Origin of the sequence: Bradyrhizobium sp. AZCC 1577 (genome assembly GCF_036924575.1) — a bacterium.
GTDB lineage: Bacteria > Pseudomonadota > Alphaproteobacteria > Rhizobiales > Xanthobacteraceae > Bradyrhizobium.
The window spans coordinates 1,156,800-1,177,737 of sequence record NZ_JAZHRQ010000001.1 but is presented as its reverse complement, the minus strand read 5'-3'; the positions used below and the strand labels follow the sequence as shown (position 1 = coordinate 1,177,737).

Below are 20,938 nucleotides of genomic sequence, written 5' to 3'. Positions count from 1 at the left end.
GCTTACAATCCTCTCGGCGCGGGTGCCGCGGCGGCGCCCATCCGCTCCAGCGCATGCGCAACCCGCAAGGCGATATCTTCCCGCCACGGCGCGGCGATGATCTGCACGCCGATCGGCATCGGCTCAAGCGGCACCGGTACCGCCACCACCGGAAGACCGATGAACGAAATCGGCTGGGTGTGGATGCCGATATTGGCACGCACCGGCAATTCGACGCCATCGAGCGTAAAGGTTGCCTGGCCGAGCTTGGGCGCGATGCAGGGCGTCGCCGGTGCGATGATTACGTCCACCGATTGGAACAGCTCCAACACCCTTGCCCGATACCAGCGGCGGAATTTCTGCGCGCGGTCGACCAGCGGAGCCGGGACCATCGCGCCCGCAATCAGGCGGTCGCGCACCGCGGGATCGAAATCGTTCGGACGCTGGCGCAGGCGATCGAGATGCAGCGACGCGCCCTCGGTCGTGGTGATGACGTAGGCCGCGGCGCGGGCGCGCGCGGCCTCGGGAATCTCGACCGTCTTGGTCGCGTTCAACGCCTTGGCGATGCGCGCCACGGCCTCGACCGCTTCCGGAAAGACGTTCTTCTGAAAATACCCGCCGGCCACCGCGACCCGCAGGCCGTCGATGCCTTTCGCCAACAGCGGCGCAACCGGTTCGACCGGCCGTGTCGTGCAGGCGGCGTCGTCAGCGTCGGGGCCCTGCATGGCGTCATAGGCCAGCGCGAGATCGCCGACATTACGCGCCAAGGGACCCAGATGATCGAGGCTTGCGACAAAGGGGAACGAACGGGCGCGCGAAAGCCGGCCATAGGTCGGCTTCAAGCCGAAGACGCCGCAGAACGACGAGGGCACGCGGATCGAGCCGTTGGTATCGGATCCCAGGGCGATCGGAACAAGAGCGCTGCCGACCGCACTGCCAGAGCCGCCGGAGGAGCCGCCGGTCATCCGCGTCGGATCGTGCGGATTGCGCGACGGGCCGTCATGCACGTTCTCGCCGGTGAAGTCATAGGCGTATTCGCCCATGTTGAGCGCGCCGACCAGCACGGCGCCGGCTGCTTCCATGCGCTCGATCAGCGTGGCGTCGCGCGGTCCCAGAGCGAGATCGCGGTTGATCTTCGATCCGGCGCGGGTGGCGAGACCCTTCACGTCGAACAGGTTCTTCACCGCGAACGGCACGCCGGCGAGCGGGCCGACCTTCTGACCGGCGGCGACGGCGGCATCGACCGCGCGAGCTTTCGCGCGCGCGCGATCGGCGGTGATGTCGGTAAACGAGTTCAGCACGGAATCATATTTGGCGATTCGCGCCAGTGCGGCTTCGGTCGCGTCGAGTGCGGATAGCTTGCCGCCTGCGACGGCCTGCGCGATTTGTTGGGCCGATAGCCCGTCACTGTTCACGGTCATGGCCTTGTCACGCTGTGTAGACGCTGGCCGGCTCGATCTCGTCCGGCAGCGGGAATTCGTCGACCAGCCGCGCCAGCCTCAGCGACACTTCGAGGTTCGCCCGCACCGCCGGCCGCCAGGCTTCTTCAACCGGCAGCGCCAGCGCCTTGGCGACGGCGTCGATGTAATTATCCAGGGGATCGGCGGCCATTTCGCTTCCATTCGAGTTTCTAGTGAACCGGCAACGGCGGATGCGGGATCGCCGTCAGCAATTCCTTGGTGTAGGCGTCCTGCGGATCGCCGAGCACACGCTCCGACGAGCCCTGCTCGACGATTCGCCCCGCCCGCATCACGATGACACGATCGCAAAGCAGACGCACCACATTCAGATCATGCGACACGTACAAATAGCTCATGCCCATCGACGCTTTCAGATCCTGTAGTAGATTGAGCACCACGGCCTGCACGGAGACGTCGAGCGCCGCGGTTGGCTCGTCGAGGATCACGAGTTTCGGATGCAGCGCGATTGCGCGGGCGATGCCGACGCGGGCTTTTTGGCCGCCGGACAATTGATGCGGGAAACGATCGAGCAGATCGGCGGGCAGGCCGACCAGACCGGCGAGCTTCTCGCAGCGAGCGCGCAGCGCGTCGCGCCCCTTGATGTCGCCGAGCTGCAGAAGCGGATCGGCAATGGCGCGTGCCGCGGTGAAGCGCGGGTTGAGGCTGTCGGTCGGATCCTGGAACACCATCTGGATGCTCTTGCGTAGCGGCAGCCGCGCAAAGGCCTGCGGCAGGATGGCGCCGATCTCCTCGCCGTCGAAACTGATGCGCCCGGAGGTCTGATCCAATAGCCGCATCACCATCATCGACGTCGTCGATTTGCCGCAGCCGGATTCGCCGACGAGGCCAACGCTCTCGCCGTGGCCGACGGTGAAGCTGATGCCGTCAACGGCGCGGAAGACTTCCGCCTCCACCGGCGGCTTGCGAGAGAACAGTTTTGACAGCACCGCACTCGCGCCCTGGCGCGGGTATTCCTTGACCAGCTTTTCGACGAGGAGGAGAGGCTTTGGAAGGTCGTCACCCTCGGGCTTGACCCGGGGGTCCATCGCCTCTGAGGAAGAGTCTTTCGAAGATGGATGGATGGCCGGGTCCCGGCTACGCCAAGGCTTCGCCGAGGCTTCGCCATGTTGGCGCGCCGAAGCTTTAGCGGAGGCGGCAAGCCCGGCCATGACAGCGGATGGGCGGGGAGAGGCTAAAACCTCCTCCTCCGGAAGCAGATCCCGCAACGACACGCCGAGCCGCGGCGTCGCGCGCATCAGTTTCTTGGTGTAGGCGTGCTCGGGCTTTGCAAAGATGTCCGCCGACCTCGCGGTCTCCACCACGCGGCCCTTCTTCATCACCACCACGCGATCGCAGTAGGCGGCGGCGAGGCCCAGATCGTGCGTGATCAGGATCGTCGACATGTGCCGGCGCTTCGTCAGCTCCACGATCAGGTCCATCACGGCTTTCTGCGTGGTGACGTCGAGTCCCGTCGTCGGCTCGTCCGCGATCAGGAGCTGCGGATTGCAGGCCAGCGCCAGCGCGATCACGACGCGCTGGCACATGCCGCCCGAAAGTTCGAACGGATAGGCATGATAGCGCTCGCGTGGACGGGCGATCTTGACCTGCTCCAGCGCCTCGATCGCCTTCTCGCCGCGATCGCTGGCTGCGCTCTGCACGTGCTGGCGCAGCACGTCCTCGATCTGGTCGCCGACCTTGCGGATCGGATTGAGCGCGGCGCGCGGGTTCTGGAAGATCATCGAGATTTCACGGCCGCGCAAATCGCGCATCTCGTTTTCGCTCGCGGCCTTGACGTCGATGCCGGAGAACATCACCGAACCGTCGGCGATCCTGCCGGCGCGGTCGAGGATCCGCATCACGGCATATGACGTCACCGACTTGCCGGAGCCGGATTCGCCGACGATGCCGAGCGTCTCGCCCTTGGCCACTGAAATGTTGACATGCTGCACAGCCTTGACGATGCCGCGTCGGGTGGTGAACTCGACGGTGAGGTCGTTGACGTCGAGCAGGGGCTGGGCGGTCATGACGACCTCCGCAAAAATATCGAAAACAACCCCATGCAAAGTAGAACGAGGTTGGATTCACTGGATAATCTTCGAGAGTGATTCGCGCGTAAGTTGGGCACAACTCTCTCATTCCCCCCCTTGCGGGGGAGGGGCAGGGAGAGGGGTAGCCACAAACTCCCATCTCTCCCGCGGCCACCCCTCTCCCCAAACCTCCCCCGCAAGGGGGGAGGGAGCGCAGCTGCGAGCGTGGAGACACCCATCACGTCCTCCGCTGCGGATCGACGATGTCGCGCAGGCCGTCGCCGAGCAAATTGAAGCAGAACACCGCAATCATCAGCGCCAACCCCGGGAACAGCGCGATCCACCATTCGCCCGACACCATGAAGGTGGCGCCTTCCGCGACCATGATGCCCCATTCCGCCGTCGGCGGCCGCACACCGAGCCCGATGAAGGAGAGGCCTGCGGCGTTGAGGATCGCGTAGCCCATGGTCAGCGACATCTGCACGATCATGATCGGCATGATGTTGGGCAGGATGTGCACCAGCAGGATCCGCATCTCGCCATTGCCTGACAGCCGCGCCGCCTGCACGAAGCCGGCGTTGCGGCGCACATTGGCTTCGGCGCGGGCGACGCGGGCATAGAGCGGAAAGTTCACGATCGCGGTGGCGATAATGATGTTCTGCACGGTATTGCCGAGTGCCGCCACGATGCCCATTGCCAGCACGAACAGCGGAAACGCCATGATGGTGTCGGCGATGCGCCCGACGATGCGGTCGGTCCAGCCGCCGAAATAGCCGGCGGCGATGCCGGCCAGTCCGCCCATCAGGAACACCAGCCCCACCGAGGCGACCGCGATGAAGGTATCGAGCCTTGTGGCGACGATGACGCGGCTGAAGATATCGCGCCCCAATTGGTCCGTGCCGAACCAATGCGCCGCCGACGGCGGCTTCAACGCCGCGGCGGTATCGCTGGCGAGCGGATCGTAGGGAGCGATGTAGGGGCCGAAGATCGCGGCAAACAGGATGATGACGAGCAAACCGAAAGCAAAGGCGGTGACGCGGTTCTCGCCGAGCACGTAGCTGATATGCTCGAACATCGCCGCCAAACCCGAGGTGCGGGCGGGAGCAGCAGGTTCAACGGCAGGCGCAACGCTACTCATCTTTGAACCTCACCCCTCAAGCCGCACGCGTGGATCGATCACGCCGTAGAGAATGTCGATGACCAGATTGAGCAGCACGTACATGACCGCCATGGTCAGCACGAAGCCCTGCACTGGCGCGAAGTCCGACGAGATCAGCGCTTCCACCGCATAGGAACCGATGCCGGGCCACGCGAACACCTTCTCGACCAGCACGTTGGCCCCGAGCAGAAACGAGAACACCATGCTGAGCGTGGTTATGACGGGCAGCATCGCGTTGCGGAACGCGTAGGTGACGATCACGGTCGATGGAGAAAGCCCGCTGGCGCGCGCGGTGCGGACGAAGTCAGAGGCCAGCACCGCCAGCATCGAGGCCCGCGTCATGCGCGCAATCGGCGCCAGCGAGAAGACCGCCAGCGTCGCCGCCGGCAGGATGAGCTGGCTCAGCGCCGAACGAAACGTCTCGAACTCGCGCGCGATCAGGGCGTCGATGAGATAGAGACCGGTCACGGTCGGCGGCGCGCTGTAGAACACATCTAGCCGGCCGAGCGGTGCCGGCGACCAGCCGAGCCTGAAATAGAACAAGTACACCAGCACGAGGCCAGTAAAGAACACCGGCAGCGATACGCCGGCCGTTGTCGTGATCCGGCAGAGGTGATCGATCCACGAGCCCGGCCGGGTCGCGGCGAGCACGCCGAGCGGAATCGCGATTGTGATCGAGACGATGAGGCCGAGCAGCGTCAGTTCGGCGGACGCCGGCAGGCGGTTGCGGATTTCGGTGGCGACCGGCTGGCCTGTCGTCAGCGAATTGCCGAAGTCGCCATGCGCGAGATCGTTGGTGTAGCGGAAGAACTGCTCGATCAGCGGCTTGTCGAAGCCGAGCTTCTTGCGGATCTGCTCGATCGCTTCCTTGCTCGCCGCGGGCCCGGCGAAATAGGCGGCCGGGTCGCCCGGCAGCGCGCGCGTCAGCAGGAAGGTGACGATCACGACCCCGATGAGCGAGGGTATAGCAAACATCAGCCGCTTGCCGATCATGGTCAGCATGATGCGCTCCCGGTGATGAGACGAGGTGCTGCCGCAGGCGCAATTGCGCTCCCTCCCCCCTTGCGGGGCAGGGCTGGGGAGAGGGGTGGCGGCAACGGCGGTGCGTGTGGCTTACCCCTCTCCCCGCCCCTCCCCCGCAAGGGGGGAGGGAGTGAGAGAGCATTGCGTCCCTCACAGCAAAAGAGAGCGGAGCAAGTCAGCATTTCGCCTACCGCCAGCATCATCCACTCACGCCTTCACGAGCGCGCGATAATCCAGCCTCCGGTGGAACCAGTATTGATAGCCGGACACGTTCTTCTGCATCGCGACGTTGACGTAGGGCTGATACAGCGGGATGCGCGGGATGTCCTTGAAGGCGAGATCGACGAAGCCTTTGACGTCAGCATCGTATTTGGCCGTGTTGCCAATTGCCGCCGCGTCGACGGCGCCGTGGATGAATTCGTCCATCGGCTTCGACTGGTAGCTCATGGTGTTGAAGATCGAATTCTTGCCGTCGTAGCACCAGATGAAAAAATATTCGGGATAGTCGAGCCAGCCGGAGAACACGTTGGTGTAGAGCGGCAGCACCTTCTTGTTCAGTTCGGTGCGCCAGTTGGCGCCGGGGATCTTGTTGATCGTGGTCTTGATGCCGATTTGCGCCAGGCTCTCCTGCACCAGAACGCAGAGCGGCTCGTTGACACCGGCAAAGCCGAGATCAAACGACAGCGTGGTCTCAAAACCGTTGGGGTAGCCGGCCTCCGCCAGCAATGCCTTGGCTCTTGCGATATCGGTGACGTATTTGGTCGGCTGCGGCCAGGCTACCTCGGTCGCCTTGTCGGCTGCGGCGCCGAACATCGGCTTGGCCAGGCCGAACAGCACCGCATCCATGATCTTCTGGTAGGGAATCGCGCAGGCGACGGCCTCGCGGACCTTGACGTTGTCGAACGGTGCGATCTTGACGTTCATGCCGATATACTGGACGCCGTTGGAATAGGGCACCGAGACGATGTTGAGCTTGCCGCTGTCCTTCAGCTCGACGAAATCCTTGTTCGGCAGATCGTAGGAAATATCGGCATCGCCGCGCTCCAGCAGCGCGCGGCGGTTGCCGGCCTGCGGCACCATGCGCCAGATCACGCGCTTGACCTTCGGCAAGGGACCGCCGACCCACGCGTCGTTGCGCTCCATGATGACTTCGGTGCCGGCCGTCCACTTCACCACCTTGTAGGCACCGGAGCCCGCGGTCTGCTGCTTGGTGTATTCGAGGCCCCACGGATCCTTCTCGGTGGCGTTCTTCTTCACCAGCTCGGAATTGACGATGCACGGCACGATGACCGCGAGATCGGGGATGGTGAGGCGGTCCTTCTTGGCGAAATCGATCCGCACCGTGTTGTCGTCGACGACGACGAACTGCTCGGTCTTGGTCAGCGAGCCCGCGCCCATCTGGAACGTCGGAAAGCCGCCGACGCTGACGGCGCGATCGAGCGACCATTTGACGTCCTTCGCCGTGACCGGCGCGCCGTCGTGGAATTTCGCGTTCTTCTTCAATTTGAAGGTCACCGACATGTCGCCGACCTTCATGTCCTCGGCGAGTTCGGGCTTGAACTTGTCGCGGTCGTAATACGGCACGCCGCCCGGACCGCTCTTCATCTCGTGGCTGATCAGGCGGTCGTAGCAATTCCACGACACCTCATAGCCGGGCACGTTGGTGCCGACGCCGTGAATGTCGAGATTGTTGGGGCCGCTTTCCGAGACGATCAGCAACGTTTCCGACCGCGCTTGCGCCTTGGCGGAGGACCAAATCGCCGGAGCCGGCGTGAGCGCGCCGGCGGCCGCCAACCCCGACACGGATTTGAGGAAATCGCGACGCTTCATGGGTGATGCTCCAACGCCCGAGGGAAAACGGCTTTGGAACTGGAATCGCAAGGTTCGTGCCAACGTTTAAGGAAAACTTACTTTCACGCCAACTCATTGATGCTGCTGGCGAATGCGTCCGACGCGAAATGGCGTCCGGGGACGCGGCATCCTGGCGGATTGCATACAGAGATGCATATTTGCTCAATTAATGTGCAGTCGTTTCGAGCGCTCCATTGCTGTGCTCCGCTCAAATTGGCCAGAGCAAATCCTGCAATTCATGGAGGTCCGCGGCCTTCTCCTGCCATCCCTCGATGCAGAATGCCCTGACCGGATCGCTGGCCCGATGCAGCAGCATCAGCGCGAGCAGCCGCCGCTTCAGTTCGGGCGTGATATCTGCGGCTGAATATCCAAAACCCTCGAACAGGCTTCGCACCCGCCGCGGCATGCCGGCGGTCATGAAGGCGCTGGGACCAAGCAGGTCATACTCGCCCCTCCCTGTCATCACGTCGCCGAAATCGATCAACCCCGCGAGCCGCCAACCCGAACCGCCGCTCAGCAGGAAGTTTTCCGGAATGTATTCGCCGGTCAGGATCACCGCTGGCCCCTCCAGCGCGACCAGCGAGCTCGCATAGCGCAGCAAATCGTCTAGGCCGTCGAGAAATTTCTGCGGCAATCCGAGACGCGCGTGCCGGGCGCGGCATCCCTCGATCTGTCCGCGCATGAAGACGTCCCAGCCCGGCTCGACCGAGGCGAGCGGTCCAACGGCGACGCGCTGCACCTCGGCGATGGTCTCGCCAACCTCGGCAAGCACACGCTCCTTGTCCGCTTCCCGCAGCGATGGCCAGGCATCCGCGCCCAACGCACCCGACAGCCGCGTGATAACGAGATATGGCCATCCGTCGCGCTCCCCTTCGGCGACGATTTCGGGGATCGCAACGCGAAGCCGTCCATGAAGCTGCGCCAGCGCGCCACGCTCCGACACGAATTGGGCGCGAAGAAATGGCGGAAAGATTTTGAGGATGAGTTTTTCGTCGAGGGCCATGACGAGATTGGTGCCGGTGGAGAAGACGTGCGGCGCTGCGCACGCCAGGCCATGGCCGCGAGCGATATCGCGCGCGATCGGCAGCCATTGCGCCGGATCGGCGCGAAAGGCGCGGAAGGGCTCGTAGCCGGTAAATGGCGGCAAAGATGCGGTCATGCGGGCACTGAACTTTGTTTGTCGTCATTGCGAGCGAAGCGAAGCAATCCATACCTCAGCGCGGGGACAGATGGATTGCTTCGCTGCGCTCGCAATGACGCTGTGAGATTATCGATCCGGATTGGCCCGTTCGAACTGGCGCAGCAGGCGGTTGCCGCGCTCGACGGCGGCGTCGAGTGCTGCCTGCGCAGTGCGCTTGCCGCTGAAGACGTGCTCCAGCTCGTCCTCGATGGCGTCGCGGATCAGCACAAAGGACCCAAGCCGGATTCCCTTCGAATTCTCGGTCGGCGGCTTCGGGGTCATCTGCTCGATTCCGATCGCAGTGCCCGGATTGCGATCGTAGAAGCCCTGCGCGCGGGTGAGATCGAAAGCGGCGCGGGTGATCGGCAGATAGCCGGTGTTCTGGTGCCAGGCGGCCTGAACCTCGGGCTTGGAGAGATAGGCGAAGAACCGCGCAACGCCGGTGTATTCGGCGTGCGGCCGGTCGCGCAGCACCCATAGCGTGGCGCCGCCGATGATCGAGTTTTGCGGGGCGCCGGCGATGTCGGGCCGGTATGGGATCATGCCGTAGCCGACCTCCGAATTTGGAATTGGCCTTGATGTCGGCGCGAGTCCCGGAAGAGCCGATGAAGATGGCGCATTCGCCCTTTTGAAAGCGCGGCTCGGCCAATTCGCCGCGGCCGCTATAGTCGAAAACTTTCGTCGCCTGCCATTCCGCGAGTTGCGCGATGTGCCGAACCACGTCCGGATTGTTGAAGGTCAGCTCGGCATCGAGACCGCCAAAGCCGTTGCCCCGGGTTGCCAGCGCCAGATTGTGGAAGGCGGAAAAATTCTCGACATGGACCCACGACGGCCAGGATGTGGTGAGCCCGCAGGGCGAGCCAGCCGCACGCAGGCGCTTCGCCGCGGCGCCGACCTCGGCCCAGGTCTTCGGCGCCACCTCAGGGTCGAGGCCGGCGGCGCGGAACAGATCCTTGTTGTAGTAGAGGATTGGGGTCGAGACATTGAACGGGAACGAGAGCATATTGCCGGCGACGTCGGAATAGTAGCCGGTCACGGCCGGCAGATACGCCTCCGGCGAGAACGGCTCCGACTGGTCGCGCATCAACTCGAACACCGGATAGATCGCCCCTTTTGCCGCCATCATGGTTGCGGTGGCGATCTCGTTGACCTGAACGATGGCGGGCTGGCTTCGCGATCGGAATGCGAAGATCGCCGCCGTCACCGTCGCGGTGTAGTTGCCCTTGTAGGTCGGCACGATCCGGTAGTCGGACTGCGACGCATTGAAATCGGCCGCCAGCTTTTCGAGTTGCTTGCCGAGTTCCCCCGACATCGCGTGCCACCACATGATCTCGGTGGTGGCGGCGTGGGCGGGGGACGCAAGCGCCATGGCGGCGAGCGCTGCGAGTTGCAAGAACCTCAAGGCCGATTTCACCGGTGATCACCCTGCTCTGCCGCGCGAGCGATGTACCCGTTCGCCGCGCCCTCATAAATCCCCGCGACCGCGGTTTCAATCCGCCGACATCACTGCAATGCACAATTAAAGATTGCAGCCGGCGCATCAGGGTAACCCCAGGATAGACCCCGCACCGCCATGCTACCAATAGCCAAGCATCGGCAAATTCTGCTAAAATTGCGTTGAACCTTTTCTCCCCGCTGCAGACTCCATCTCTAAGGGGATTTGTCGCCTGTGTATCGCCGCGCCAACCTTTCGCGGACCTTGGTGCTTGTTGTCGCGCTGTTGCTTACGGCGGTCTCAACGGGCGTTTTTGCGCGCGGATTTCCTGCCGCCGATCCCCGAAACGACAGGTATCGGATCGAAATGTTCCATTCCCGCCCGTGCGGCGCGGAACAGGACCGTTCCGGACAGACCTGGACCGGTGCGATCGATCTCCACCGTACCAACGTTGCATTGATCGGGACGGTGGCGCCGTTATTGGTCGGGCGCCTTCGCAGAGTGGAGTGGATTTGACCGGCGCGCCGCAACAGCAGCGACCAGCGGAACGGCCGGCGAGCTTCGCCGCGCGCGGGCGCTTTCACGTCGTCCAATGGCTCCGCGCGGTGCCGATCCGATGGCGCATTCTGTCGATCGCGGGATTGAACTCCGCCGTCGTCATGGTGCTCGCCGTCTTGATCTGGAACGGCGCCAACGTGCTGGGCTCTGCATGGGACGACGTCCGGCAGGTGCGGGAATCAGACAAGATCCTGGCGCACCTCGAAAGCGAAACCAGCCGGCTGCAGAACCTGATCCACCGCTACATCAACCAGCCAAGCCCTGAGCTGTTCGCCGAGATCCTGCTGCTGCGAGAGGCCGTACTGGGCACGCTCACAACGCGTGCCTCGAACGACCCGATGCTATCGGGGTCGGTCGAGCGGCTCGAACAGGTCACCGACCGTTTCCTCAACGGCTTCGGCGAATTGCGCGCCGTGCAGGCCACCATCACCAAGACCTATGAGCAGCAGGTGCTGGGACCGGCCCGGGAGATGGCCGGGCTGTATTCGATCATCGAAGGCGCCACCGGGCATCGCGACGCGCAGATCTGGCCCGCGCTCGGCAAATCGCGCGAGGCGTTTACGGCCATGCTGGTTGCCGCCAACGCCTATTACCTGTCGCCCGCCTCAGGCTCCGCCGAGGACGCCCGCCGGAATACCGAGACGATCGAGAAGACCATCCCGGTGATGACCGATCTGGCAGATAATGATTTGCAGCGCATGGCGCTGACGCGGTTGCAGGCCCGGACCGTGGCGCTGCGCGAGGGCATGGCCAAACTGACCGAACAGCTCGCGGTCCGGACCGAACTGTTGCGCAATACCATCGATGCCAGCCAGGCCGAGGCCATTGCGGTCATCGACGAGCTATCGGACAAGATGCGCCAGCGCGAGCAAAAGGCGCAGGAGACTTTTGACAAGACGCTGTCAGGCATCTCGCGCCGGGTTCTGTCGATCGCCGTGATGTTCCTCGGCATCATCCTGTCCGCCGGCGTCTTGATCGCACTCTCGATCCGTCTGCCGCTGCAGCAGATCCTGGCGGCGATGCATGCAATCACGTCGGGCAATTACGATCGCCGGGTGCAGGGCACCACCGCGAGAGACGAGGTCGGCGCCATGGCGCGTGCGGTGGACGTCTTCCGCGAGAACGCCATCGCCAAGCGCAAGACCGAGGACGAACTGCGCGCCTCGAAGGAAAGAGCCGAGAGCGCGCTGCTCGAGCTCAACACCGCGCAGCAGAACCTGATCGACGCCGAGCGGCTGGCGGCGCTCGGCGGGCTGGTCGCCGGCGTCGCCCATGAGGTGAACAACCCGATCGGCATCAGCCTGACGGTGGCGTCGAGCTTTGCGCGCCGGGCTGAAACCTTCGAATCCGAGTTGCGGACCGGGCCGCTCCGTCGCTCCAAGCTCGACGAATTCGTCAAGAGCTCGCGCGACGCCGCCCAGCAACTGGTAGCGAACCTGCACCGCGCCGGCGAGCTGATCCAGTCGTTCAAGCAGGTGGCGGTCGACCGCTCGCACGCCGAGCGCCGGCAATTCAACCTGAGCGAGGCCACCGACCAGATCGTCGCGAGCTTGAGGCCGGTGTTGAAGAAAGCGGCGATCACGCTGTCGGTCGAGGTGCCGGAAGGGCTCGTCATTGACGGCTATCCCGGCTCGTACGGCCAGATATTAACCAATCTTTTCCTCAATGCCGCCAATCATGCCTTTGCTGATGGCCGCTCCGGCGCGATCACGATCTCGGCCCGGGCGCGCGGCAGCGACGATGTCGAGATCATCTTTGCCGATAACGGGGCCGGAATGACGCCGGACGTGCAACGGCAGGCGTTCGACCCGTTCTTTACGACGCGCCGCAACGAGGGCGGCACCGGACTGGGCTTGCATATCGTCTATAATCTTGTCACTCAACAGCTCGGCGGCCGGATGATGCTGGAGTCAAGGCTGGGACAAGGCACCACATTCCGCATTATCATGCCGAAAGTCGCCAGGGGCGGATCGACAGCCGGATCCACGAGTACAGACCAGACAGCAGCCGACGGAACTTCGCAATGGCCGAACAGGACGATGTCCTCCACCTGATCGACGATACCGGATTGGCTCCGGAGGACTCGTCCGCGCGCAAGTGGAAGATCGCCGTCATCGACGACGATGCCGCCGTGCACGAGGGCACGCGCTTTGCGCTCAGCGATTACAGTCTCAACGGCGCGACGCTGGAGATCCTGTCGGCCTATTCCGCGGCCGAAGGCCGCATCTTGATGCGCGACAATCCGGACATCGCGGCCGTGCTGCTCGACGTCATCATGGAGACCGACGTCGCGGGCCTGGAGCTGGTCGAATACATCCGCAACGAGATCAAGAACGAGACCGTCCGCATCATCCTGCGCACCGGCCAGCCCGGGCAGGCGCCCGAGCGCCGCGTCATCGTCCAGTACGACATCAACGACTACAAGGCCAAGACCGAGCTGACAGCCGACAAGCTGTTCACCTCGCTGACCGCGGCGCTGCGCAGCTACCAGCAGCTCGAGCGCATGGTGCAGACAAGGCGCGGGCTTGAAATCATCATCGACGCCGCCTCGACGCTGTACGATTTCAAATCGATGCAGCGGCTGGCGGAAGGCGTGCTGACGCAGCTCGCCTCGCTGCTCAATGTCGACTGCGCCGGCATTCTGGTGCTGCGCGACGACGGCGCCCCGGGGAGCGAATTCTCGGTGCTGGCGGGCTCGGGCTGTTACAGCCGGTTCATCGGCACGACCAGCTCCAAGGCGCTCGATCCGGACTTGCGGCAAATGGTGGAGGCCGCCTTCCAGCGCCGCAAGAACGAATTCGCCGACCACCGCAGCGTGCTGTACTTGCGGACCGGCAGCGGCCGCGAAGTGGTGGTGCTGTTGCAGGCCGAGCGCCAGCTTTCCGATACCGACCGCGCGCTGGTCGAGATTTTCTCCAGCCGGCTGTCGATCGCGTTCGACAACGTCATCCTCTATCGCCAACTGCATGAGGCCAACACCCAGCTCGAGGACCGCGTCGCCCAGCGCACCCGCGCGCTGATGCAGGCCAACCGCAGGCTCTCGGCGCAGTGGCTGCGGCTGCAGCGCGCCAACGGCTTCAAGAACGAAATTCTCGGCACCGTGGCGCACGATTTGAAGAACCCGCTCGGCGTGATCCTCGGCCGCACCGAGATGTTGACCGAATTGATCGGCGCGGGCTCGCCGAAGGAGAACGTCACCGCGCAGGTCGAGCACATCAGGGATGCCACCAAACGCCTGACCTCGATGGTCGATCACCTGATTTCGGATGCAATGGCGGATGCCTTCGACATCACCATCCGCCGCGAACCGGTCGATGTCGCCGCGCTCGTGACCGAGGTCGCCGATTCCAACCTGCCCTCGGCCGTCAACAAGCAGCAGGCCGTCACGGTGTCAGCCCCGCCGAATATCGTTACCATGTGCGACGCCGACCGGATCCGCGAGGCGATCGACAACCTCGTCAGCAACGCCATCAAGTATTCGCCGATCGGCGGCAAGATCACGGTCACTGTGAGCCATGAAGGCAGCGACACGGTGATTCGCATCGCCGACCAGGGCGCCGGCCTTTCGCCGGAGGATCTCGGCCGGCTGTTCGGCCGCTTCCAGCGGCTCTCGGCCAAGCCGACCGCCGGCGAAAGCTCGACCGGCCTCGGTCTGTCGATCGTCAAACGTATTATCGACATGCATGGCGGCCATGTGACTGCGGAAAGTGCCGGACCCGGGCAGGGATCGACATTTACGGTTACACTGCCTGCGACAGAGACGACATGACCCAGAGCCCGCATATCTTCATCGTCGACGACGAGGCGCCGGCCCGCGAGATGGTCGGTGATTACCTCAAGATGCACGGCTTCGGCGTCACCTTGTGCGACGGGGGAAAGAGCCTGCGCAAGGAGATCGAGAACGCCGTGCCCGACCTCGTCGTGCTCGACCTCAACATGCCCGAGGAAGATGGGCTTTCGATCATTCGCGACCTCAAGAGCCGCATCAACGTCCCCGTCATCATGCTGACGGCGACCGCAAGCCCGATCGACCGCGTCGTCGGCCTCGAACTCGGCGCCGACGACTACATCGCAAAGCCCTGCGAGCTGCGCGAGCTGATGGCGCGCATCCGCTCCGTGCTTCGCCGCAGCACGCCGGCCAAGACGGCGACGCCCGAGCCCGCGGCAGCCAAGGCGGAGAAGGAACAACTGGTGCGGTTCGGCACCAAATGGCTCGACCTCGAAGCCCAGGCGCTGCGCGACGACGAAGGCAACGAGCATCCGCTGACGGCCTCCGAATTCGGCCTCTTGAAAGTATTCGCGGCGAATCCGAAGCGGGTGTTGTCGCGCGAGCGGCTGTTGGAATTGGCCAATGCGCGCGACGCCGAAGCCTTCGACCGCGCCGTCGATCTGCGCATCATGCGTATCCGCCGCAAGATCGAAATCGACCCCACCAAGCCCGCCGTGATCCGCACCATCCGAGGCGGCGGCTACCTGTTCTCGCCGACCGGCGAGAAGGGTTAGGCTTTCTTTGTCGTCCCTGCGAACGCAGGGACGACGGGATAGAGGCGAGGACCTCTCAACATGTCGCCCCTGCGAACGCAGGGGCCCATAACCACAGGCGTTCGTAATTTCGCCTGGCTGGGGCTCCAGCGTATTTCGATAATCAACATCGGTGGTTATGGATCCCGGATCGCGCTCGCTACGCTCGCTTGTCCGGGACGACGGGATTTGTTCCGGGACCCAAATCTCATCTCTTCCAATTTTCCGCATATTGAAATTACTGGCATTTTGTCCCCGAATGTTTCGTCGCGGGCCCTGCAACGAAACAATTCTCTGCCGCACGAAACCATTTTCCCCTTTTCGAGCAGACATCCCGAAACGGAGGCTCATTAACAATTCTCCCAACGGAACGCCGCACCTCGTGGCGCAAGGGGAGCCTGTCATGTCGAACGTCATCGCCATCAACGCCGCAGCCAAGAAGTCGATTGCCGCCGCCCGCGCGACATCGGACGAAACGCTGCTGCAGAGTATTGCCAAGGGCGACCGCACGGCGATGCATGTGCTTTACTCCCGTCATAACGTCCGGGTTTACCGCTTCGTGCTGCGCATGGTGCGTGACACCACGATGGCCGAAGACCTCGTCAGCCAGGTGTTCCTCGACGTGTGGCGGACCGCCGCCCAGTTCGAGGGCCGCTCGCAGGTTTCGACCTGGCTGCTGTCGATCGCCCGCTTCAAGGCGCTGACCGCGCTGCGCCAGCGCAAGCATGAGGACATCGAGCAGGACGACGTGCTGGAGATCCCCGACGAGGCCGACACGCCGGAGGCCTCGCTCGACCGCAGCAACACCAGCGCCATCCTGCGCGCCTGCGTCGCCAAGCTGTCGCCGGCACATCGCGAGATCATCAACCTGGTCTACTACCACGAGAAGTCCGTGGAAGAGGCCGGCGCGATCATCGGTATCCCCCAGAGCACGGTGAAGACCCGCATGTTCTATGCCCGCAAACAATTGGCCGAGTTGCTTAAGGGCGCCGGCGTGGACAGCATCGCCGCCTAAAGACAAGCGATTTCAAACAGTTAGATTGGCGATAGGGACGGAAAAACGGGGCGGTTTCGACGGACAAAGATTACTTCCGACGAAACAAATGAAACATTTCACGACATCACCCGGAAAAGCTCACCCCCTATACCGATCACCACCGACGTAAACGCCAACGCCGAACAGGAGAGCGAACATGCTGAAGCCGTCCTTCCGCTTTTTCATCGTCCCGCTCGGCGCCGTCGCAACCCTGGCCACCCTGTCGGCCCAGAACGTTCAGCCTCGCGCTCAGCGCGACGCCGGTTCGACGTTCGTGCGCGAACAGGTGGTCGATTGCGGCACTAAGAGTCCCAAGGAGATCTGTGTGATCTCCTACGACAGCGAGACCCCCCGCTGAATTCTTCTTTACCTCCCAAGCTCCAGACTCCCAAGCGACCTCCAACGACCCGGCCGGGATGCCCCCCAGCCGGGTCGCTCTGTTTTGGGCTCCGGATTCCGTGTACGCGGGCCGAAAGAGTCTCACACGGACGTGACGCCGGCTGAAGCGCCGCTGGCGTAACGCCCTGCCCCGTCACCGCGAAGTCCATCATGCACCCGGCAATGTCTCGCCGGGACTGGTGATGGATGCTTTCGATGCTCAATCTCGTACTCGCGCTGCTCGCAGGCGTCGTCACTGTGGCCGCGCCTTGCACGCTGCCCATGCTGCCTATCCTCCTCGGGGCATCGGTCGGCCAGACCGGCAAGGCGCGGCCGGCAATGATCGCGCTCGGCTTTGTGGTGTCATTCTCGATGGTGGCATTGCTGCTGGGCGCGATCACGCGCGCATTCGATTTCGATCCCAATCATCTGCGCAACGCCGCCGCGATTCTTCTTGTCGGCTTTGGATTATTGATGATCTGGCCGGCGCCGTTCGAATGGCTGTCGGTTCGCATCGGCGGCTTCGCCGGCGCTGCGGCGGCCTCCCGGCAGGGAATGATCGGCGGCTTCGTGCTCGGCACGACACTCGGCCTGGTCTGGACGCCTTGCGCCGGACCGGTCCTCGGCTCGATCCTGACCGTCATCGCCACGTCGAACGACACCGCCTGGGCCAGCCTGCTGCTGGTCGTCTACGCAATCGGCGCGGGCTTGCCGATGCTCGCGATCGCTTATGGCGGCCAGGCCGTCACCACCCGCGTTCGCAGCGTCGCACGGATCGCGCCGCGGCTGCAGCAGGGATTCGGCATCGTCGTCATAGCCTTCGCGCTGCTGTCTTACTTCCAATACGACACGCTGATCGTGTCGTGGCTGACCGGATTTTACCCCAACGGCCAGATCGGCCTCTGATGCAATGGAGATTGCCATGAATCTACGTTCGCTCGCCACATCGGCTGCCATCGTTGCAGCATCTCTCGCGGGTTCAGCGTTACCTGCCGCCAGTGGCGAGGCGCCACGCGCGCTGGAAACGCCGCTTACCGTCGCCGCGGCGCCAGCCACCGCGCCCGATTTCGTCGGTCTCGGCAACTGGTTCAACTCGGCGCCGCTCAAGCTCGCCGATCTCCGCGGCAAGGTTGTGCTGGTGAATTTCTGGACCTATGGCTGCGTCAACTGCGTGAACACGCTGCCGCATGTCACCGCGCTCTACGCCAAATATAAGGACCGTGGCCTCGTCGTCGTCGGCATTCACACGCCGGAATTTCCGTTCGAGCGGTCTGCGTCCAACGTTCAGGCCGCGCTGAAGCGGCACGGCATCACTTATCCGGTGGCGCAAGATAACGACTCGCGAACCTGGAACGCTTACCGCAACCGCTATTGGCCGGCGCAATATATCGTCGACCAGAACGGAAAGATCGTATTCCAGCACGATGGCGAGGGTCAATACGAGCAGATCGAGCGCACGGTCGCCGGACTCCTGAACGCGAATAGCTGAAATGCCGATCCGCGCAGCGCGCGCGGGTACTATCGTCGCACCCGGCGTGGTAGGCTCCGCGCCGGGTCCGGGCGCGATCTCCGAAAAACTGTCATCCAGTTTTAAAAAAGATTGCGGCCGGCGAAACTAGCGACGGGTGGTGTCGATGTTCGAAGGCTGGGATGCGGTCGTATTGGCCCGGGCGCAGTTTGCTTTCACGATGTCGTTCCACATCATATTTCCCGCCTTCTCGATCGGGCTCGCCAGCTACCTCGCCGTGCTCGAAGCGTTGTGGCTCGCAACCGGGCGCGAGGTCTACATCAACCTGTTCAACTATTGGCTGAAGATCTTCGCCGTCGCCTTCGCGATGGGCGTGGTGTCGGGCATCGTGATGTCCTACCAGTTCGGCACCAACTGGTCGGCCTTTTCCGACAAGACCGGCCCGGTGATCGGGCCGTTGATGGCCTATGAGGTGCTCACCGCATTCTTCCTCGAAGCGGGTTTCCTCGGTGTGATGCTGTTCGGCCTGAACCGCGTCGGTCCAAAACTGCATTTTCTGGCGACGCTGATGGTCGCGATCGGGACGCTGATTTCGGCGTTCTGGATACTGTCGGCCAATTCCTGGATGCAGACGCCGGCCGGTCACACCGTCAATGAGGCCGGTCAGTTCATCGCCGCCGACTGGCTGAAAGTGATCTTCAATCCGTCGTTCCCATACCGTCTCGTGCACATGGTGCTGGCGGCGTATCTGACCACGGCACTGGTGGTCGGCGCAGTCGGTGCCTGGCACCTGTTGCGCGATCGGCACCTCGCCGGCCCGCGCGTGATGTTTTCGATGGCGATGTGGATGGCGACGCTGGTGGCGCCGATTCAGATCATCGCCGGGGATCAGCACGGGCTCAACACGTTGGAGCACCAGCCGGTGAAGATCATGGCGATGGAGGGCCACTTCGAGAGCCACAAGGACGGCGCGCCCCTGATCCTGTTCGGCCTGCCCAATCAGAGCGCCGGCAGGGTCGACTATGCGGTCGAAGTGCCGAAATTGGGATCGCTGATTCTAAAACACTCGACGGACGCGCCGATGGCCGGCCTCGACACGGTCCCGCGCGAAAACTGGCCGCCGGTCGCCATCACGTTCTGGTCGTTCCGGATCATGGTCGGCATGGGACTGCTCATGCTGGCGCTTGGCCTATTCAGCCTGTTGATGCGCGTTCAGGGCAAGCTCTACGATTCCCGGCTGTTGCACATGTTCGCGGTCGCAATGGCCCCCGCGGGCTTCATCGCCGTGCTCGCGGGCTGGATCACCACTGAAGTCGGCCGCCAGCCGTTCACGGTCTATGGATTGCTGCGCACGGTTGAATCCGCCTCGCCGCTGGCGGCGCCGGCCGTTGCCTCCTCGCTGATCGCCTTCATCATCGTCTATTTCGCGGTGTTCGCGGCCGGCGTGATCTACCTGCTGCGCCTGATGGCAGCGCCGCCACATCCGGGCGAAGAGGGGCCGTCATCACACGAGGCGCCGATCCGCACCGCCGGCATCACGCCGGCTGCCCAGGGGGTCGGCTCATGAACATCGCGGTCGACCTCGCCACCGTCTGGGCCTTCATCATCGCCTTTGCCGTGTTCGTCTATGTCGTGATGGACGGCTTCGATCTCGGGCTCGGCATTTTGTTTCCGCTGTTTCCGGAGAAGCGCGACCGCGACGTCATCATGAACAGCGTCGCCCCGGTGTGGGACGGCAACGAAACCTGGCTGGTGCTCGGCGGCGGCGGCCTGATGGCGGCCTTCCCGCTCGCCTATGCCGTGCTGATGCCGGCGCTGTACACGCCGATGATTGCGATGCTGCTCGGCCTCGTATTCCGCGGCGTCGCCTTCGAATTCCGCTGGCGCACGACCAAGGCGCGAAACAGGTGGGATATCGCCTTTTTCGGCGGTTCGTTGCTGGCAACGTTGGCGCAAGGCATTGCGCTGGGCGCGATCCTGCAAGGCGTGCACGTCGAAGGACGGCATTATGCCGGTGGCTGGTGGGACTGGCTGACGCCGTTCAGCATTCTGACCGGCATCTCGCTCGTGATCGGCTATTCGCTGCTCGGGGCGACATGGCTGGTCATGAAAACCGAAGGCGAGTTGCGTGACCGCGCCTATCATCTGAGCTGGATATTTTTGCTCACGATGCTGGGCGCGATCGGCGCGGTCAGCATCGCGACGCCGTTCCTCCATATACAGTACACCGAGCGCTGGTTCGCCTGGCCGAACGTCCTCATGACGGCACAGGTACCGATTTCGGTTGCTGTAGTCACCGCCCTGTTGCTGCGCAGTCTCGCCAACAAATACGACTACCAGCCGTTCTTCCTGACGCTGGCGTTGTTCGCGCTGTCCTATGCCGGGCTCGGCATCAGCATGTATCCCTATATCGTGCCGCAGAGCATCACGATCTGGCAGGCGGCGGCGCCGGAAAACAGCCAGCTCTTCATGCTGGTCGGCGTCGCCGGGCTGATCCCGCTGATCCTCGGCTATACCGCCTGGGCCTATTGGGTTTTTCGCGGCAAGGTCAAACCCGAGAGTGGATACCATTGAAGCCCAACGAGCCGGCCCGTCGTCCTCTGATGCAGCGCTTGCTGTGGTTTGCCGCGCTCTGGCTCGGCGGCGTCGGCACCGTCGTGCTGATTTCGTTTTTGCTGCGGCTGTGGATCGCGCCGAAATAAGGCAGGCGGGATATCCCATGAATTTGGTGGACCACGAAAATGGACGACATTTCAGTCACGTATCCGCCGCATTCGCCCTAAACTTGCCATCAAGCCAGCCCTGAGATTTGATGGTTCCGCTGATTTGCCAAAGCGCCAACCATTTGGCCGCCGCGCCAACA

At 63.4% G+C, this 20,938-nt stretch carries 18 protein-coding genes and 1 pseudogene; 10 read left to right on the top strand and 9 right to left on the bottom strand.

Annotation, left to right across the window (positions count from 1 at the left end; genetic code table 11):
* Positions 1–2: 2 nt before the first annotated feature.
* The 9 genes and pseudogenes from V1278_RS05435 to V1278_RS05395 all read right to left on the bottom strand — a co-directional run.
* The gene (locus V1278_RS05435) at positions 3–1,400 is read right to left on the bottom strand and encodes an AtzE family amidohydrolase (RefSeq protein ID WP_334379947.1); all 1,398 of its coding nucleotides are present in this window, start codon (positions 1,398–1,400) and stop codon (positions 3–5) included.
* A 7-nt stretch (positions 1,401–1,407) separates the two neighbouring features.
* The gene (locus V1278_RS05430; RefSeq protein ID WP_334365398.1) at positions 1,408–1,590 is read right to left on the bottom strand and encodes a DUF4089 domain-containing protein; all 183 of its coding nucleotides are present in this window, start codon (positions 1,588–1,590) and stop codon (positions 1,408–1,410) included.
* Between the two features lie 19 nt (positions 1,591–1,609).
* Positions 1,610–3,463 carry an ABC transporter ATP-binding protein gene (locus V1278_RS05425; RefSeq protein WP_334379946.1) on the bottom strand — a complete coding sequence of 618 codons (1,854 nt, stop codon included), beginning with the start codon at positions 3,461–3,463 and terminating at the stop codon, positions 1,610–1,612.
* Positions 3,464–3,704: 241 nt separating this feature from the next.
* A complete protein-coding gene (locus V1278_RS05420) occupies positions 3,705–4,604 on the bottom strand; it encodes an ABC transporter permease (RefSeq protein WP_334379945.1) in 900 nt (299 codons plus the stop codon).
* Positions 4,605–4,613: 9 nt separating this feature from the next.
* Positions 4,614–5,627, bottom strand: coding sequence for an ABC transporter permease (locus tag V1278_RS05415; RefSeq protein WP_334365401.1), 1,014 nt, complete (start codon positions 5,625–5,627; stop codon positions 4,614–4,616).
* Between the two features lie 228 nt (positions 5,628–5,855).
* Positions 5,856–7,478 (bottom strand): ABC transporter substrate-binding protein, encoded by a 1,623-nt coding sequence (locus tag V1278_RS05410; protein WP_334365402.1) that lies wholly within the window; start codon positions 7,476–7,478, stop codon positions 5,856–5,858.
* Between the two features lie 229 nt (positions 7,479–7,707).
* A complete protein-coding gene (locus tag V1278_RS05405) occupies positions 7,708–8,658 on the bottom strand; it encodes an aminoglycoside phosphotransferase family protein (RefSeq protein ID WP_334379944.1) in 951 nt (316 codons plus the stop codon).
* Between the two features lie 108 nt (positions 8,659–8,766).
* Entirely contained in the window at positions 8,767–9,345 is a 579-nt protein-coding gene (locus V1278_RS05400) for an extracellular solute-binding protein (protein ID WP_334384107.1), read from the bottom strand.
* Positions 9,332–9,991 (bottom strand): annotated as a pseudogene (locus V1278_RS05395) (extracellular solute-binding protein); the annotation flags it as partial. The pseudogene V1278_RS05395 and the gene V1278_RS05400, both read right to left, overlap by 14 nt.
* A 728-nt stretch (positions 9,992–10,719) precedes the next feature.
* On the opposite strand from V1278_RS05395, the gene V1278_RS05390 reads away from it, so the two are divergent.
* The 10 genes from V1278_RS05390 to V1278_RS05345 all read left to right on the top strand — a co-directional run bounded on the left by V1278_RS05390 (position 10,720) and on the right by V1278_RS05345 (position 20,777).
* Positions 10,720–12,726 carry a sensor histidine kinase gene (locus tag V1278_RS05390; RefSeq protein WP_334384106.1) on the top strand — a complete coding sequence of 669 codons (2,007 nt, stop codon included), beginning with the start codon at positions 10,720–10,722 and terminating at the stop codon, positions 12,724–12,726.
* The gene (locus tag V1278_RS05385) at positions 12,696–14,441 is read left to right on the top strand and encodes an ATP-binding response regulator (protein ID WP_334365404.1); all 1,746 of its coding nucleotides are present in this window, start codon (positions 12,696–12,698) and stop codon (positions 14,439–14,441) included. The genes V1278_RS05390 and V1278_RS05385 overlap by 31 nt, the downstream gene beginning before the upstream one ends.
* A complete protein-coding gene (locus V1278_RS05380) occupies positions 14,438–15,175 on the top strand; it encodes a response regulator (protein ID WP_334365405.1) in 738 nt (245 codons plus the stop codon). The genes V1278_RS05385 and V1278_RS05380 overlap by 4 nt, the downstream gene beginning before the upstream one ends.
* A gap of 421 nt (positions 15,176–15,596) precedes the next feature.
* Positions 15,597–16,208 carry a sigma-70 family RNA polymerase sigma factor gene (locus V1278_RS05375; RefSeq protein WP_334365406.1) on the top strand — a complete coding sequence of 204 codons (612 nt, stop codon included), beginning with the start codon at positions 15,597–15,599 and terminating at the stop codon, positions 16,206–16,208.
* 178 nt (positions 16,209–16,386) lie between these two features.
* Positions 16,387–16,587 (top strand): hypothetical protein, encoded by a 201-nt coding sequence (locus tag V1278_RS05370; protein ID WP_334365407.1) that lies wholly within the window; start codon positions 16,387–16,389, stop codon positions 16,585–16,587.
* A 236-nt stretch (positions 16,588–16,823) separates the two neighbouring features.
* Positions 16,824–17,513 (top strand): cytochrome c biogenesis CcdA family protein, encoded by a 690-nt coding sequence (locus V1278_RS05365; protein ID WP_334379943.1) that lies wholly within the window; start codon positions 16,824–16,826, stop codon positions 17,511–17,513.
* 16 nt (positions 17,514–17,529) lie between these two features.
* A complete protein-coding gene (locus V1278_RS05360) occupies positions 17,530–18,096 on the top strand; it encodes a thioredoxin family protein (RefSeq protein ID WP_334379942.1) in 567 nt (188 codons plus the stop codon).
* Between the two features lie 145 nt (positions 18,097–18,241).
* Complete coding sequence (locus V1278_RS05355; RefSeq protein ID WP_334379941.1) at positions 18,242–19,642, top strand: cytochrome ubiquinol oxidase subunit I; 1,401 nt, start codon at positions 18,242–18,244, stop codon at positions 19,640–19,642.
* A complete protein-coding gene (gene cydB / locus V1278_RS05350; RefSeq protein ID WP_334379940.1) occupies positions 19,639–20,649 on the top strand; it encodes a cytochrome d ubiquinol oxidase subunit II in 1,011 nt (336 codons plus the stop codon). The genes V1278_RS05355 and cydB overlap by 4 nt, the downstream gene beginning before the upstream one ends.
* Positions 20,650–20,678: 29 nt before the next feature.
* Complete coding sequence (locus tag V1278_RS05345; protein WP_334379939.1) at positions 20,679–20,777, top strand: DUF2474 domain-containing protein; 99 nt, start codon at positions 20,679–20,681, stop codon at positions 20,775–20,777.
* The last annotated feature ends 161 nt before the right edge of the window (positions 20,778–20,938 follow it).

What these genes read in the sequence shown, in the direction of transcription:
- V1278_RS05435 (WP_334379947.1), bottom strand. Translation starts at nt 1,400, where the DNA reads ATGACCGTGAACAGTGACGGGCTATCGGCCCAACAAATCGCGCAGGCC.
- V1278_RS05430 (WP_334365398.1), bottom strand. Translation starts at nt 1,590, where the DNA reads ATGGCCGCCGATCCCCTGGATAATTACATCGACGCCGTCGCCAAGGCG.
- V1278_RS05425 (WP_334379946.1), bottom strand. Translation starts at nt 3,463, where the DNA reads ATGACCGCCCAGCCCCTGCTCGACGTCAACGACCTCACCGTCGAGTTC.
- V1278_RS05420 (WP_334379945.1), bottom strand. Translation starts at nt 4,604, where the DNA reads ATGAGTAGCGTTGCGCCTGCCGTTGAACCTGCTGCTCCCGCCCGCACC.
- V1278_RS05415 (WP_334365401.1), bottom strand. Translation starts at nt 5,627, where the DNA reads ATGCTGACCATGATCGGCAAGCGGCTGATGTTTGCTATACCCTCGCTC.
- V1278_RS05410 (WP_334365402.1), bottom strand. Translation starts at nt 7,478, where the DNA reads ATGAAGCGTCGCGATTTCCTCAAATCCGTGTCGGGGTTGGCGGCCGCC.
- V1278_RS05405 (WP_334379944.1), bottom strand. Translation starts at nt 8,658, where the DNA reads ATGACCGCATCTTTGCCGCCATTTACCGGCTACGAGCCCTTCCGCGCC.
- V1278_RS05385 (WP_334365404.1), top strand. Translation starts at nt 12,696, where the DNA reads ATGGCCGAACAGGACGATGTCCTCCACCTGATCGACGATACCGGATTG.
- V1278_RS05380 (WP_334365405.1), top strand. Translation starts at nt 14,438, where the DNA reads ATGACCCAGAGCCCGCATATCTTCATCGTCGACGACGAGGCGCCGGCC.
- V1278_RS05375 (WP_334365406.1), top strand. Translation starts at nt 15,597, where the DNA reads ATGTCGAACGTCATCGCCATCAACGCCGCAGCCAAGAAGTCGATTGCC.
- V1278_RS05370 (WP_334365407.1), top strand. Translation starts at nt 16,387, where the DNA reads ATGCTGAAGCCGTCCTTCCGCTTTTTCATCGTCCCGCTCGGCGCCGTC.
- V1278_RS05365 (WP_334379943.1), top strand. Translation starts at nt 16,824, where the DNA reads ATGCTCAATCTCGTACTCGCGCTGCTCGCAGGCGTCGTCACTGTGGCC.
- V1278_RS05360 (WP_334379942.1), top strand. Translation starts at nt 17,530, where the DNA reads ATGAATCTACGTTCGCTCGCCACATCGGCTGCCATCGTTGCAGCATCT.
- V1278_RS05355 (WP_334379941.1), top strand. Translation starts at nt 18,242, where the DNA reads ATGTTCGAAGGCTGGGATGCGGTCGTATTGGCCCGGGCGCAGTTTGCT.
- cydB (WP_334379940.1), top strand. Translation starts at nt 19,639, where the DNA reads ATGAACATCGCGGTCGACCTCGCCACCGTCTGGGCCTTCATCATCGCC.
- V1278_RS05345 (WP_334379939.1), top strand. Translation starts at nt 20,679, where the DNA reads ATGCAGCGCTTGCTGTGGTTTGCCGCGCTCTGGCTCGGCGGCGTCGGC.